Genomic DNA, 15,104 nt, shown 5'->3' with positions numbered 1-15,104 from the left:
GAATCTGTAAGTTTTTTGCATGCATCACTGAGAACACGCATGATTCGGAAAAATTGCAGCACTTCTTCCGTCTGCATAAAATTGACTTTATTTTACATGCCCCGGCCAGCTAACACCTATGTCTTGGTTCCCGCTGCTCCTAAACATGGAATTTGTCCAGGAAAACAAGAACCACACGCCCATTCACGGGTTATTGGCTAGGAGCGGGGGAAGCAAGGGTTTCCTCAGCAAACACCGGGAACAACAATGGGAGCAATAACAGCGTAAACAGCGTAGCGGATACAATTCCGCCGACGATGACCACAGCAAACGGGCGCTGCGTTTCCGAGCCTATACCATGCGACAGGGCGGCGGGTAACAGGCCTAGCCCGGCCATCAGCGCAGTCATCAGAATAGGGCGTAGCCGCGCCACCGCCCCATCCAGTACACTTTCGTACATTTCCCTGCCATTACGCAGGCCTTCCATGAATTGCTCCACCATGATCACCCCGTTCTGAACCGAAATACCCGCTACAGCAATAAATCCGACTGCCGCTGAAACAGACAGGTGCAGCCCGGCCAGCCCAAGCCCGGCAATACCTCCTATCAGCGTAAAGGGAACCATCAGAATCACCAGCAACGCCTTGCGCATGGAACGAAATGCCCAGAACAGCAGAATAAAAATCATCAGGATGGAGAGCGGTACAATCACTTGCAAGCGCTTAATGGCACGCTGCTGGTTTTCAAACTGCCCGCCCCAGGTCATTCTGTACCCCGGTGGAAGCTTTACCTGCGTATTAACTCTTTTCATGGCCTCGGCCACAAAGCTTCCCTGATCACGCCCAAGCAAATTGGCTTTCACGGCAACCAGCCTGCCGCCGGCTTCGCGCCCGATGCGTGCCGCCCCCTGGCGTACCGTAATATCTGCAATCGACCCCAGGGGTAACGTTCCTCCCGCAGGCAGGGTAACTGGCAGGTCCGCCAGATCATCCACCGCATCCCGGTAGGGTTTATCCAGACGAATGGTCACGTCAAAACGACGGCTTCCGTCATAAAATACGTTTACCGTGCTACTGGCCATGGCAATCTTGATGGTGTCGTTTACATCGTTTACGTTAAGGCCGTAACGCGACATGCGGATCCGGTCGAGGGTGATATTCACTTCGGTCTGCCCGCCAACTTTAATGGCGGCCACGTCGGCCGCACCACGGATGCCGCTAAGAATGTGAGCAATCTGCTCGGATTTGTCTTCCAGAATTTCCAGGTCCGGTCCGTAAACCTTTACCGAAATTTCCCCCTTTACCCCTGACAGTGCTTCTTCGACATTGTCCTGGATCACCTGGGAAAAATTGGTTGGAACACCCGGAATCGCACGAATCTTTCGGGTCATATCCGAAATCATCGCTTCTTTATCGGAAAAACTCCAGGTATCCCGCGGGTTCAGGTCTGCCATGATTTCCAGATTGTTCGGTCCTTTCGGATCCGTGCCATCATCGGGACGACCAACATGCGTGGCAACGTTGTGCACTTCGGGATAGGAATTCAGAATCGCCCTTACCTGACGTTCCACATCCTTGGTTTTATCCAGCGATGTTGCAGGTGGCAGGCTGATGGTCAGCCAGATATTGCCCTCATCCAGCTTGGGTAGGAACTCGCTGCCCAGCATGGGCACGGATATCAGCGTAACAGCCAGAAAACAGGTTGAGGCAACAACAATTCTCTTGCGGCGACTGATTGCCCACAGCAACAACGCATGATACTGTTCCTGTAGCCTGTGCATCCAGTTGCTGTGTTTCTCGGAGATATCTTTGTTTTTTACTGTGTAACTCAATATGGTGGGCAGCAAGGTTAGCGTTAGCAGAATTGCCCCTAAAAGGGCAAATGACAGAGTAAGCGCTACCGGAGTGAAAATCTTTCCTTCCACCCGCTGAAACGTAAAAATCGGCAAAAACGCCAGTATGATGATTGCCTTGGAAAACAAAATTGGCGTTCCCATTCCAATGCTGGTCTGCTTGATGAGGTGCAGGCGCCAGCCGTAGGTCTGTTGCTGGGGTAATCCGCTTGCCTTGGCCAGGGCAAGCTTCACCATCAGTGCTTCGATCAGCACTACAGCGCTATCAATGATAATCCCGAAATCAACCGCGCCGAGTGAAATCAGGTTGGCAGATACCCCCCCCTGATCCAGCAGGATAAACGCAAACAGCATGGCAAGCGGAATAATCACGGCAACGGCAAGCGCCGCATACCAGCTACGCAGAAACAGGATCAGAATCGCAATAACCAGCAGTGCCCCGACGATCAGGTTTTCACTTACGGTATGTACCGCATGCCGCACCAGGTCGGTTCTATCATAGTAAGGAATGATTTTTACCCCGGGCGGTAATTTGTATTCAATTTCTTCCATACGAGTTTTTAGTGCTTCCACAACCTTGGTGGCATTTTGCCCCTTGGTCATCTGCACAATGCCTTGCACGACATTATCGTAATCATTGAAAGCCACAATACCGGAACGGGGTCGATCCCCGATCACAACCTCGGCCACATCGCTGACCAGAACCGTCTTGCCATCCTTGGCCATGATCACAACACGTGCAATATCGCCAGGGTTTTTAAACAGCCCGATGCTGCGCACTACCAGTGATTCATCGCCCCGAATCAGCAACCCTCCTCCCCCATTGTTGCTATTTGCGCCCAGAGCCTGTGCCACCTGATTAATGGTTACATTGTATTTGCGCAAGCGGAAGGGATCGATATGGACCTGATACTCTTTTACTGCGCCACCGAAACTGACTACGTCCGCCACACCGCGAACCTGACGTAGCGCGGGGCGCAATATCCAGTCCTGAAGGGCACGTGCTTCCCGGGGCTCCATGCTTTGCGGGACTTGCAGCACATAACGGAACACCTCCCCCACTGCATTGGTTAGTGGCGCGAGGCTAGGCTGTATATTCGGGGGCAGGCTGATGTTCTGCAATTTCTCCAGAACCTGCTGACGGGCAAAATAATCATCAGTTCGGTCAGAAAAAGTCAGGGTTACGACCGACAGGCCAGTGATCGATACAGAACGCAACTGGGTCATGCGGGGAACACCGCTCATTTCACGTTCGATCGGCAGGGTTACGCTACGCTCCACTTCTTCCGGAGCCAGACCCACAGCCTGGGTAACGATCTGCACCTGCACGTCCTGCACATCCGGAAAAGCTTCAATTGGCAGATTTCCAACCGCCATCCAGCCATAAATGATCAATACAAGCGTACCAACAAGCACAAATACCCGCTGATGCAATGCGAAGGTAATGAGTTTTTCTAACATTAAATCAGCGCCAGGGTTTAATTGGGAGCGGTATTCCCGCTTGCTCCGAGTTCGGAATTGAGCAGCAGGGCTCCACTGGTCACTACACGCTCTCCTTCCTGCAAGCCTTCCCGGATATAGGCATATTCGATACCTTGGAGGCTTAAGGTAACCCGCCGTCGCTGCAGCACACCAGGGGATTTTTCGACAAACACATAGCTATATAGACCCTGGGTTACAATGGCTGCATTGGGTACTCGCGGGAGCCTGAATTTTTCTCCTGCAATCGGAGTAACCCTGGCAAACATTTCCGGCTTGAGTTTGAGCAAAGGATTGTCAATATCACAGCGTACCTGTATCCGTCGGGTAAGGGGATCGACAGCGCCGCCAATGACCGTCACCTTCCCCTGAAAGGTTTCCCCGGGATAAGCGTCCACTTCTACGAAAACCACATCCCCGAGACTGATTTTATCGAGCTGTCTCTCCGGCAGATCAATCTGCACCCAAAGACGGTAGGGATCGGTGATTACAAACAGCGGGCGGTCAGCATCCGCCCTGGCTTGTACTTCGCTACCGGCATTTACCTGACGTTCGCTGATCACCCCGGCCAAAGGCGCACGTAAAACAAACTGCCCACCTGCGGCTGAAGCTTCGGCATTCAGATTCTTCAGCCTTGCCTTGGCGCGCAGGAATTCTGCCTTGGCTTGCTGCCAGTCGGCAGCAGCGGTTTCAACCTCCCTGAGAGCAATCCCCTTGATTTCCAGAAGCAGCCTGGCTCGCTCATGAATCTCTTGCTTGCGCAACAGGTCTGCCTTGGCCTTTTCCAGATCAGCCAGAGCCAGGGCAAAATCCGGAGAATCAAGCACAATCAGGGCATCTCCATTCTTGACCGGCATCCCTATTTCGGCTGGAATTTTGATTACACGACCGGCAACAGGGGAAAAAACACGGGCAGTATAATTATCATTATAGGCAATACGCCCATTCAGGGGTTCTACCAAGGGTTCGGGAAATGCTTCAACCATCTTGATTTTCAAAAACGACAATTGTGGCGCATTTGCCGCAAACCGCAGTTCGTCGGCAGCCGACTGGACAGGGGGAGGCTCTTTGCGGGTTTCCGGCATGGAAGAGTGCAGTCTGATCCATCCCCAGTAACTTGCCACAAACACCAGAATGGTAACTAAAGTCAGGATAAGCAGCTTTCTGTAGCGCTGGTTCATTAAATTTCTTTCTCGTCTGCCGGGGAAGGAAAACATGAATAGGTCAATTCACACTTGTGGAACCGGGACGGTTCCACCACCCTCCGCCAAGCGCCTGATATAAAGCTGCCACATCGCCAAAACGGTTTGACTTGGCCTGGATCAGGTTAATCAGCGACTGCTGATGACTTTGCTCTGCCATTACAACCATTTGATAACTGGCATAACCCAGCTTATATTGCTTTCGGGTAATCTCGGCAGCGGCTTTCAGGGCTTTCTCGGAACGCGCTGCAGCTTCCAGGAAATCAGCATCCGATTGGATTGCATGCAGCGTGTCGGCCACATTCTGGAATGCGGTAATCACCACTGTCCGGTAATCCGCGCTGGCCTGGATCAGGCGCTCCCTTGCTGCGCCCTCTCTTGCCTTCAAAGTCCCGGCATCGAACAGGGTTTGTGAAATATTGGCCAGCAACGAAAAAAACGGGCCGCCGGTCTTAAACATCCACGATGGCGTCGAGGCCATTCCGCCGATCGCTCCGGTAATCGAAAACTGGGGCAGCCTGCTGGCTATGGCCACGCCGACCTCCGCGCTGGCCGAATGCAACTGCTCCTGGGCGGCGCGGATATCAGGGCGCTGCTCGACAAGCTGGGAAGGCAGGCTTAATGGGAGTTCCTCCGGCAGTCGGATCGTTGTAAGTTCAAATTTTTCAGGCACCTCTTCATCGGGCAGATTACCTGCAAGTGCCCGGATCAGGTCGCGGGTAAGCTCAAGCTGTTTTTTCAATGGAATAAGTGCCTGTTCTGCCTGCGCTCTTGCGGCCTCCTGGTTCGCCACATCTGCTTCGGCAATATAACCGAGCTTAAGCTGCTTGCGCATAATTTCCAGGTTTTCATTGCTGAGCCTGACTATTTTTTGCATGACCTCGATTTGGCTTCTCAGGGATGCTTCCTGCAATGCGGCGGCCACAACATTGGAGGCTAGCGTAATGTAGGTTGCTTCCAGCTGGAAGCGCTGCGCGCTTAACTGCGCCTGCAGAGACTCGACCTGCCGGCGGTTGCTGCCAAAAACATCCGGAACATAGCCTACTTTCAAACTGGCGAGATGATAGTTGTAATAGGCTGGGCCAACAAATATCGGCCCGGCCGGATTGGAAACTGTTTGAATATTTCTGCCATTCCCTTGCAGACCCAGCGCATTCCCCCCATTATTTCCGGCAAGTTTTTCACGATAGGGAGTATAGCCAATACCCACAGTGGGATAGAAAAACCCCTGTTGCGCAATCACACTCTGCTGCATTTCACGCAATGCTGCCTGTGCAGACTGAATTGAGGGATTAGCCTTGAAAGCGCGCTCAATCAATGAATTGATCTGCGGCGAATGGAATAGTGTCCACCAGTCAAACGGAATGGCAGCCGTTACATTGTACTTTTGCAGCCCTGCTGCCTGACCCGGTTCAGGGCTGGCATGCCCATTTTCGGATTGAGGGGAATAGCCACTTGAAACCGGTGCAGCTGGTTTTTTAAAATCAGGACCCATCGCACAGCCGCTGAGTAACACCATAAACGCGACCGCAACCCGGTTAAACAGATTTCTTGTATAAATCCTCCTGAATCGGGACATGCCAGTCTCTTTTTGGCCAGTTGTGATTTTCAAGTGACTGACATTGCCTGCGGCTGAATCCATACCCCGGTCTTCAAGCTTGCAATGGATTGGCATGTTAATGAATATCCGGATATACGACGATATCCCATAACCTGCACATGCTGTTCCTTGGGAGGTTCGATAGTAGGCCTTGCTTTCTGTATCTGAAGAAAAAATTGTAGCTGGAAGAATTCCGGCTATTTCTTCGACGAGCTGACAACATGGCAGACATATACGTCATGTTTTTAAAATCGGTGAGAGCGAAACGGTCGGCCAACCATACACGCTGCAGCAGACAATTCATCCATGCAAAAGGAAAAAATATACGAATGAGCCATTGATGTTAAATTTCAACTGTACCCGCAAGACGAATTACATCTATCCTTTTCTACAACCATTCCATGCATTATCGGGTTTTGCTATTCGAATCATAATGTCATGCCTTTTATTTTACCGTGAACTCGGTGTAACAACGGTTACGATAGAATTCCGGTTGACTTGATATGCTATATTAAATTTGGATTAAATCAAGCGACATCAAAATACAAGACAGATGGCTGCCTCAATGATCATTTTTTCCCAAAAACGAGACTATTCTTCAGGAAATTAAAATGACAGGCAAAAACCAATCAATCGGACGGGTCATGAAAAATTATTGCACACCTTGTGTACGACGGTGACGGAAATATTCGCGCAGCGCTGGCAGAAATGAAACGGCAACAACCGTCAGAACCATCAGGGTCAGATTATCTTTCACTACGGGGATATTACCCAGGAAATAGCCCCCCAGTACGAACACAGTGATCCACGAGATGCTTCCCAGGGCACTGTACAGCATGAAGAGACGATAGCGCATTGAACCAATGGCAGCCACGAACGGAGCGAAAGTTCGAATAATGGGCAAAAAACGGGCAAACAATATCGTCTTACCACCATGCTTCTGATAGAAAATACGCGTCTTTTCCAGATGCTCAATTTTAAGAAAGCGCGAATTCGCAAGCTTGACTATACGTATTCCCACCAACCGGCCAATCCAGTAGTTGGCGCTGTCTCCCAGGAAGGACGCTGCAATCAACAATGGTAAAATTAACTTAATTTCCAGCGCACCGACCCCGCAAAGCGCCCCTACCACGAACAGCAATGAATCCCCAGGCAGAAACGGCATGACCACCAACCCGGTTTCACAGAAAATGATCAGGGTAAGGATGACATAGACCCACATGCCATATGTCTGGATGATAGCCAGCAGATGTGCATCCAGGTGCAGGACTATGTCTATAAAGGAAGCGAGCAGTTCCACGGCCTAGGGCATTACTTCTTCAGCGACTTTTTCCGTCTTGATGAAATCCTCGCGGGAAACCCCCATCAGCATAAGCAATGGACTAGCTACGAGCACTGAGGAATAAATGCTGAACAAAATGCCGATCGTTAACGCAAGCGCAAAATAATGCAACGTTTCTCCGCCAAGAAACAGCATTGCAGTCACAACCAGTTGGGTGCTGAAATGAGTGATGATGGTACGCGACATGGTACGTGTAATCGCATTATCGATAATTTCTGCAACCCCGGTTTTACGCATTTTGCGGAAATTTTCCCGGATTCGGTCAAACACAACCACGGATTCATTTACCGAATATCCTAGCACCGCCAACAGCGCTGCCAGCACGGTAAGTGAAAAATCCCACTGAAAAAAGGCAAAAAATCCAAGTATGATCACAACATCGTGCAAATTGGCGATAACCGCGGCAAGACCGAACTTCCATTCAAACCGGAGCCACAGATAGCACGCAATACCCATAGACACGATCAACAAAGCAAGCGCACCATTTTCCACCAGGTCTTTGCCTACCTGCGGACCGACAAATTCGACACGGCGCATTTCTACACTGGCGTCCTGCTGGCGGAGCTGTGCAAGTATCATCTCGCTCAGATTGGCTCCCACGACATTCTGCTTGAGCGATACTTGAATCAGCACATCATGACTGGATCCAAAATTCTGGACCAGCACGTCATTCAGCCCTATTCCCGCCAATTGCTCGCGCACCCGGCCTGGATCCGCGGCCTGAGAATAATGCACCTCCATCACCGTTCCTCCGGTGAAGTCCACACCAAAATTCAGGCCCTTGGTTGCAATAAAAAACACCGCCAGGATAAATGTCACTAGGGAAATCGTAGTGGTATATTTCCCGTAACTCATAAACGGGATGTCGCGCTTGATCTTGAAAAATTCCATTTATTGCCTCTTCAAATCCTTGGTCGGATGGCGGTTTAACCGATAGAGATCTTGGTCAGGCGCGGCTTGCGCCCGTAGATCAGATTGACCAGTGCGCGTGATATCAGCACCGCGCTGAACATCGAAGTAAGAATACCCAGACACAATACAACCGCAAAACCGCGCACCGCTCCTGAGCCGAACATAAATAACGCTATACCTGCAATCAGGGTGGTAATATTGGAATCTAGGATAGTCCGAAATGCGTTTTCGTATCCGGCATGAATTGCCGCCTGTGGAGTAATGCCGTTACGCAGTTCTTCCCGTATGCGTTCATTAATCAGCACATTTGCATCAATCGCCATTCCCAGGGTCAAAGCGATGCCTGCCATCCCGGGCAGGGTCAGCGTAGCTTGCAGCATGGAAAGCAATGCCACGAGCAACAACAGGTTGGAGCCTAGCGCCAGAACCGAAACCATGCCAAACATCAGATAATAGGCAATCATGAAAATTGCAATCGCTGCAAAACCGATCTGCGTGGATTGAAAACCACGGGTTATGTTATCCGCACCGAGACTGGGGCCGACAGTACGCTCTTCAATGATTTCCATCGGTGCAGCCAGTGCACCGGCACGCAATAACAGGGAAATGTCATTTGCTTCCTTGGTATCCATCTGACCGCTAATTTGCACACGGCCGCCTCCAATTTCCTCACGGATCACAGGAGCGGTGATAACTTCACCCTTTCCCCTCTCGAATAACAGGATCGCCATCCGCTTGCCCACGTTTTCGCGTGTCGCTTCCTTGAATTTGCGCGTACCTGCGCCATCCAGATTGATATGCACCGCCGGTTCGTTGGTTCGATTGTCAAAGCCCGGCTGTGCATCCTGAATGCGCTCGCCAGTGAGCAACACGTTTTTCTTCACCAATAGCGCAGTGCCATCCCGATCCTTGAACATTTCCGTACCAAATGGTACAGGAGAACCTTCGCTGAATGAGTGTTCATCATCCACAAGCCGCACTTCCAGCGTGGCAGTACGTCCGATGATATCCTTTGCATGCGCCGTATCCAGCACGCCAGGTAACTGTACTACTATGCGATCCACTCCTTGCTGCTGGATGATAGGCTCAGCCACACCCAGTTCGTTGACACGATTGCGCAAGGTAACCAGATTCTGCTGCACGGCGGATTCCTGAATGCGTTTTTCTTCCTCCGGTCTGATTGTTGCAAGCAGAACTATTTCATTTCCTGCATTTTTATCGATAAAGTTCAAATTACCGAAACGTTGCCTGAATTCCGCCAAGGCTTTGTTGCGCATCTCTTCGTCACGAAACCTGACCGTCACTTCCCTGCCTTCACGACTGACACCGGAATAGGCAATATTGCGTTCACGAAGAACACTGCGCATATCACCGGAAGCGGCTTCTACCGCCTTCTCCAGAGCGCTGCTCATATCAATCTGCAACAAAAGGTGTACCCCACCACGCAGATCCAACCCAAGATACATCGGCTGCGCATTCATTGCAGTCAGCCATTGCGGGGATCGCGACACCAGGTTAACGGCGACCATATAGTCATCGCCCAGCTGGGACTGCAGAATATCTTTGGCTTTCAGCTGCGTGTCGGTACTATTGAAACGTACCTTCACACTGGTAGAATCAAGCACAACCCCTTCAGTGCCCAGATTGGCCGCCCTGATCGCCTGATCCACCCTTTGCAGCAAGGCATGATCCGCCTTAAGATTGGCGCGCAATGGCAATATCTGAACAGCGGGAGATTCACCATAAAAATTTGGCAAGGTATAAATAAAGCCAAAAATAATTACGACCATGACAAGCAGATATTTCCACAGCGGATAACGGTTCATTTCAGTACCTTAGATCGACTTGATGGTTCCCTTGGGTAAAACGGTCTGAACCGCATTTTTCTGGATATGTACGAAAAGGTTGTCGGCAATTTCCAGACTCACATAGGTTTCACCAACTTTGGAAACACGGCCTATTTGTCCGCCTATGGTAACAATCTCATCCCCCTTTTGCAGGGCGGCCAGCATCGCTCTTTGCTCTTTGGCGCGCTTTTGTTGCGGACGCAGGAGCAGAAAATAGAATACTGCACATACTATGACCAACGGCAGAAATTCCAGCAAACCTGAGCCAGACGTAGCTGGAGCGGTTTGTGCAAAGGCATTGCTAATCAACATTACACTTCCCCCGGTTAAAATCTAGTAGCCCGGGATTCTAGCACGAACTGGCACGGGCTTGCCTAAACCGAGAGACAAACTCTTCAAACCTGCCGGTTGTAATGGCGGATCGGATTTCATACATCAAGTCGTGATAATAATGTAAATTATGTATGGTATTCAGACGTGCCCCGAGTATTTCTCCAATACGGTGGAGGTGATGCAGATAAGCACGGGTAAAATTACGACAGGTATAACAGATACAATTCTTGTCAATCGGTTGCGTGTCCATACGGTACTGGGCATTTTTAATTTTAATATCTCCATTTCGGGTAAAAAGCATCCCATTGCGGGCATTGCGTGTAGGCATAACACAATCAAACATGTCTATGCCGTAAGTAACGGCAGCCACCAGATCCTCCGGTGTGCCAACGCCCATCAGATATCGCGGCTTGGCTGCAGGTAACTGCGGCGAGGTATGCATCAAAATCCGCAACATGTCCTCTTTGGGTTCCCCCACAGAAAGGCCTCCTATTGCATAACCGTCAAAACCAACATTTACCAGCTCACGCAAAGACTCATCGCGCAGATGCTCGAACATGCCACCCTGCACAATGCCGAAAAGTGCATTGGCATTATCGGCATGAGCACGCTTCGATCGTTCTGCCCAACGTAAACTGAGATGCATGGAGTTTTCCGCCTGCCTTTCATCCGCAGGGAATGGGGTGCATTCATCAAAAATCATCACAATGTCAGAATTCAAAACCCGCTGAATCCGCATAGATTCTTCCGGTGTCAGAAAACATTGATTCCCATTCACAGGAGAACGGAATCGCACCCCTTCTTCGGTAATTTTTCGCAGGGCACCCAAACTGAAAACCTGGAATCCCCCCGAATCGGTCAGAATCGGCCCATTCCAGCCCATGAATGCGTGCAGCCCCCCATGCGCCTCAATCACTTCCATGCCCGGACGTAACCATAAATGGAATGTGTTCCCTAGTACGATCTGGGCACCAATTTCCTTTAACTCGGCTGGCGACATGGCCTTCACCGTTCCATAAGTCCCTACTGGCATAAAGGCAGGAGTTTCAACAATGCCGTGTGCCAGGGACAGGGTACCGCGACGGGCCGATCCGTCCGTTGCGTTCACGCAAAAATCCATCAGCATCTATCCTTAAACTGTCGCAAAAACTGCTACCCTAAAGCTGTACCCATGTTGCTTCGGCGTAAAAAATACGCCCGCCATAAAAATCTGGCAACAGGACAAAGCGGTATCCTAGGAAATGATCTTTCCGGAAAAAATGGCGCGCGCGATGAAACGATTGCGCATCCTTTTTCTGGCATGAAATTTTTGAATTGCAAATGCAATCCCTTTCATCAGCATTTTCCCTGACCATAAAAATGGCAAGCAGATGCTTGCCATTTGTTTACCTTAAATCCAGGAATTAATTTTTATAGGCTTCCACTTCGAATTCCAGAACAATTTCATCCCCTACGTTAGGCAACCCAAACTTCATGCCGAAATCCGAACGCTTGATTTTCGCCCTGGCATCGGCACCGCATAACTCCTTTTTATTCATCGGATGGTTCCCACATCTAAAGGAAACAATAGTAAGAGCTACCGGCCTGGTTACCCCGAGTAAAGTCAGATTACCCTCAACACTTACCGGAGCATCCCCCTTGAATTTAATCGCACTAGATTTATAGGTAAGAGAAGGAAATTCAGCAACATTGAAAAAATCGGGCGAACGCAGGTGATCATCACGTTTGACAAACCCAGTGGAGATGGAGGAAGCATCAATGGTGACATCAACCGATCCGCTTTTTGCAGCACGATCTAGAATAATTGTACCGCCTGTTTTATCAAAACGACCATGCATCGTCGAAAAGCCCAAATGATTGACCGAGAAATGCCCATACGTATGCTGAGGGTCAATCACATACGAATCTGCAGCCTTGGCTGTAAACGGCAAAGTTGCAAGCAGCAATGTAAATATAATTTTTTGTTTCAGCATCACGATCTCCTTATTAATTACGCAGATTCAAATTTAAAGTGCAACACCTGCTTAAAGAATACCTGACTGTGGATTAAATTTGTACTGTTCAAGCCACGGGCACGCAGACTCGCCAAATTTCAGTCAGATTTTACCGACCTGCATGGCGATTACGATTCATAAAGCTTATTGAATGATCAGAAAAACCCAATAATAAAAAACAAACCCATTCACAATATGGCTTATTTTATCCGGACAACCCCGGCACGTAAGATGCTCCATATATCTTTGCATAATAGCGCAATATGCCCTTTGAGCAACGCCCCTTTAAGCAACTCCAAGGTTATGTCAAACCTTTCCTACCTGAATTTATACCTCGTTTGAGGCGAGTAAAAATTGAATCCAGCAGGTGACAGACACATCATCCGGACACTCAGACTGCATCACCCACTCGAAAATGAAACCACCTAGAAAATAACAGCTTCATCTGGCAGCTCATTTGCTGAATTGGATTTTCTTGGGAAATTCCGCTGTAAATGACCGCTGATGGCATGAATTCCTTGAATTACACCTGCTTCAAATTTTCCAGAGTGAAACGCACTCTCCATTTCAATGCAAATCTCTTCCCATACGGATGATCCAACTACACTATGAATACCACGGTCCGCAACAATTTCCACATCTCGGTCCGCGAGCAGCAAATAAATCAGCACACCATTATTGAGCTCCGTGTCCCATACCCTCAACTGCGAAAACAAGTCGATTGCCCGTTCGCTCGCGGTCTGGTTATGAAACAGTACACCAAAATCAAGCGAGGCTTCAACGGCAAAACGGATTTGCCCGGCATGTCCTGCTTCTGCCTTATGGATTGCTCGCTCAATGGCAAGCAGCGAATGTGCCGGGAATGCTGAACGTACTGCAATATTCCCCGTAATCAAATGCTTAATAATACGTTTAACAGACATCACCATCGTCCAGAAGCACCACCGCCACCAAAGCCTCCTCCGCCACCTCCGAAACCTCCCCCCCCATAACTTCCGCGTCCCAAACCGCCACCTCCCCACATGCCGCCTCCCCCACCGGTTAGCGTAAACATAAACGCAACAAGGCCGGCAATAGCCGCTAAAAACAAGGTTCCAACGACAAACCAGGCAAACATGGCTGTCACAATACCGACGATCACAGCTGCAGGTAGGCGACCTAAGAATTTGCGCAAAATACTACCCACTCCAATGGCCAGCATGAAACTAATGAATAAGGCTGATTCAATGTTTTCAAAACTGCCTGATGTCGCACGGCGATCGCGGGGAGGCGGAAGCGGTTCCCCTTCAATAATAGCTACCAGTTGTTCGACCCCCATTGCAATGCCATCATAATAATGAGCATTTTTGAAATATGGGATGATGGTTTCGGAAATAATGCGCTTTGCAACAGCATCCGGAATCACTCCTTCCAAACCATAACCAACTTCAATGCGTAGCGTACGATCTTCCTTGGCGACAAGCAGCAATACGCCATCATCAATTCCCTTGCGTCCAAGTTTCCAGGCTTCGGATACCCTGATTCCATACTGCTCAATCGTTTCAGGCTGAGTTGTCGGAACCACCAGCACAGCGATCTGTACGCCTTTCCTTGCTTCAAATTCTGCAAGTCGAGTTTCAAGTTTCTGTTTTTGTGAAACATCAAGCGTGCCGGTTAAATCGGTTACACGCGCTGAAAGTTGCGGCACCGCCACCTCGGCATAAGCTGTGCAGCCTAGCAGAAACAGCATAAGCAGAACGGCTGGCCACGCCCAAAGACGCATCATGTCACCTGGCAGGAACTACCTGGGCAGGAGCACTGAAATCAACAGTCGGAGGCCTTGAAATTTCTTTCTCGTTTTCGACTGTAAATGTCGGCTTGACCTTAAATCCGAAAAGCATGGCAGTCAGATTGCTGGGAAAGGAACGAACAGTAACATTGTAATCCTGTACCGTCTTGATATACCTGTTGCGCGCCACGGTAATACGGTTTTCCGTTCCTTCCAGTTGGGCCTGCAAATCACGGAAATTCGCATCCGATTTTAACTGCGGATAATTTTCACTGACTACAAGCAACCGGCTTAACGCCGAGGTCAGCTCTCCCTGAGCGGCTTGGAATTTGGCAAAAGCCTGTTCGTCATTGATAAGCTCAGGCGTCGCCTGGATACTGCCAACCTTGGCCCGTGCATTGGTAACCCCCAGTAATACAGCCTGTTCCTGTGCTGCATAGCCCTTGACTGTATTAACCAGGTTAGGAACCAGATCTGCTCGACGCTGATACTGGTTCAGCACCTCAGCCCAGCTTGCCTTAATTTGTTCATCGTTTATCTGTAAGGTGTTATAGCCACAACCGCTTAAGGCCATAGCAAAAATACAAGCCAGAAATAGCAGCAAGATACGCACGGTGTTCTCCTCATCAAAAAATTACGGGATCAGATGTCTGATTGGGACATCTCCAATCATATATCCATTTCAGATGGCAGACTATCCAAAATCAGAGCAGCAAAATCCAAGCAGCCCATACCTGGTCGTGCTTGAAATCAAAAATAACTGGTCCACGCAATATATACTCTGACTCTGCCTGTA

The 15,104-nt window shown here is 49.6% G+C and carries 12 protein-coding genes; all 12 read right to left on the bottom strand.

Translation table 11 applies throughout. The features are described from left to right. Positions 1–190: 190 nt before the first annotated feature. Entirely contained in the window at positions 191–3,292 is a 3,102-nt protein-coding gene (locus KJA68_RS09200; RefSeq protein ID WP_213036643.1) for an efflux RND transporter permease subunit, read from the bottom strand. Positions 3,293–3,309: 17 nt separating this feature from the next. Beyond that, complete coding sequence (locus KJA68_RS09195; RefSeq protein WP_213036642.1) at positions 3,310–4,491, bottom strand: efflux RND transporter periplasmic adaptor subunit; 1,182 nt, start codon at positions 4,489–4,491, stop codon at positions 3,310–3,312. Positions 4,492–4,534: 43 nt separating this feature from the next. Further along, on the bottom strand, positions 4,535–6,091 hold the full coding sequence (locus KJA68_RS09190) for an efflux transporter outer membrane subunit (protein ID WP_213036641.1): 1,557 nt from the start codon (positions 6,089–6,091) through the stop codon (positions 4,535–4,537). Positions 6,092–6,764: 673 nt separating this feature from the next. Then, positions 6,765–7,412 (bottom strand): DedA family protein, encoded by a 648-nt coding sequence (locus KJA68_RS09185; protein WP_213036640.1) that lies wholly within the window; start codon positions 7,410–7,412, stop codon positions 6,765–6,767. A 3-nt stretch (positions 7,413–7,415) separates the two neighbouring features. Then, complete coding sequence (gene secF, locus KJA68_RS09180; protein WP_213036639.1) at positions 7,416–8,345, bottom strand: protein translocase subunit SecF; 930 nt, start codon at positions 8,343–8,345, stop codon at positions 7,416–7,418. A gap of 35 nt (positions 8,346–8,380) precedes the next feature. Then, positions 8,381–10,192: a protein translocase subunit SecD gene (gene secD, locus KJA68_RS09175; protein WP_213036638.1), complete on the bottom strand. Its 1,812-nt coding sequence runs from the start codon at positions 10,190–10,192 to the stop codon at positions 8,381–8,383. A gap of 9 nt (positions 10,193–10,201) precedes the next feature. Next, positions 10,202–10,525 carry a preprotein translocase subunit YajC gene (gene yajC, locus KJA68_RS09170; protein WP_213036637.1) on the bottom strand — a complete coding sequence of 108 codons (324 nt, stop codon included), beginning with the start codon at positions 10,523–10,525 and terminating at the stop codon, positions 10,202–10,204. A 37-nt stretch (positions 10,526–10,562) separates the two neighbouring features. Next, on the bottom strand, positions 10,563–11,666 hold the full coding sequence (gene tgt / locus KJA68_RS09165; RefSeq protein WP_213036636.1) for a tRNA guanosine(34) transglycosylase Tgt: 1,104 nt from the start codon (positions 11,664–11,666) through the stop codon (positions 10,563–10,565). Between the two features lie 283 nt (positions 11,667–11,949). Then, positions 11,950–12,519, bottom strand: coding sequence for a YceI family protein (locus KJA68_RS09160; protein WP_213036635.1), 570 nt, complete (start codon positions 12,517–12,519; stop codon positions 11,950–11,952). Between the two features lie 446 nt (positions 12,520–12,965). Beyond that, entirely contained in the window at positions 12,966–13,463 is a 498-nt protein-coding gene (locus KJA68_RS09155; RefSeq protein WP_213036634.1) for a TPM domain-containing protein, read from the bottom strand. Further along, complete coding sequence (locus KJA68_RS09150; RefSeq protein WP_213036633.1) at positions 13,463–14,305, bottom strand: TPM domain-containing protein; 843 nt, start codon at positions 14,303–14,305, stop codon at positions 13,463–13,465. Before KJA68_RS09150 ends, KJA68_RS09155 begins: the two co-directional genes overlap by 1 nt. 1 nt (position 14,306) lies before the next feature. Beyond that, positions 14,307–14,882 carry a LemA family protein gene (locus tag KJA68_RS09145; RefSeq protein WP_213036731.1) on the bottom strand — a complete coding sequence of 192 codons (576 nt, stop codon included), beginning with the start codon at positions 14,880–14,882 and terminating at the stop codon, positions 14,307–14,309. Between the last annotated feature and the right edge of the window lie 222 nt (positions 14,883–15,104).

Origin of the sequence: Candidatus Nitrotoga fabula, assembly GCF_905221025.1 — a bacterium.
Taxonomy (GTDB): domain Bacteria; phylum Pseudomonadota; class Gammaproteobacteria; order Burkholderiales; family Gallionellaceae; genus Nitrotoga; species Nitrotoga fabula.
Note: the sequence above shows the minus strand (reverse complement) of the source record. Positions and strands in the feature narration are given on the sequence as shown.

What these genes read in the sequence shown, in the direction of transcription:
- KJA68_RS09160 (WP_213036635.1), bottom strand. Translation starts at nt 12,519, where the DNA reads ATGCTGAAACAAAAAATTATATTTACATTGCTGCTTGCAACTTTGCCG.
- secF (WP_213036639.1), bottom strand. Translation starts at nt 8,345, where the DNA reads ATGGAATTTTTCAAGATCAAGCGCGACATCCCGTTTATGAGTTACGGG.
- tgt (WP_213036636.1), bottom strand. Translation starts at nt 11,666, where the DNA reads ATGGATTTTTGCGTGAACGCAACGGACGGATCGGCCCGTCGCGGTACC.
- KJA68_RS09195 (WP_213036642.1), bottom strand. Translation starts at nt 4,491, where the DNA reads ATGAACCAGCGCTACAGAAAGCTGCTTATCCTGACTTTAGTTACCATT.
- KJA68_RS09155 (WP_213036634.1), bottom strand. Translation starts at nt 13,463, where the DNA reads ATGTCTGTTAAACGTATTATTAAGCATTTGATTACGGGGAATATTGCA.
- KJA68_RS09150 (WP_213036633.1), bottom strand. Translation starts at nt 14,305, where the DNA reads ATGATGCGTCTTTGGGCGTGGCCAGCCGTTCTGCTTATGCTGTTTCTG.
- KJA68_RS09145 (WP_213036731.1), bottom strand. Translation starts at nt 14,882, where the DNA reads ATGGCCTTAAGCGGTTGTGGCTATAACACCTTACAGATAAACGATGAA.
- yajC (WP_213036637.1), bottom strand. Translation starts at nt 10,525, where the DNA reads ATGTTGATTAGCAATGCCTTTGCACAAACCGCTCCAGCTACGTCTGGC.
- secD (WP_213036638.1), bottom strand. Translation starts at nt 10,192, where the DNA reads ATGAACCGTTATCCGCTGTGGAAATATCTGCTTGTCATGGTCGTAATT.
- KJA68_RS09190 (WP_213036641.1), bottom strand. Translation starts at nt 6,091, where the DNA reads ATGTCCCGATTCAGGAGGATTTATACAAGAAATCTGTTTAACCGGGTT.
- KJA68_RS09200 (WP_213036643.1), bottom strand. Translation starts at nt 3,292, where the DNA reads ATGTTAGAAAAACTCATTACCTTCGCATTGCATCAGCGGGTATTTGTG.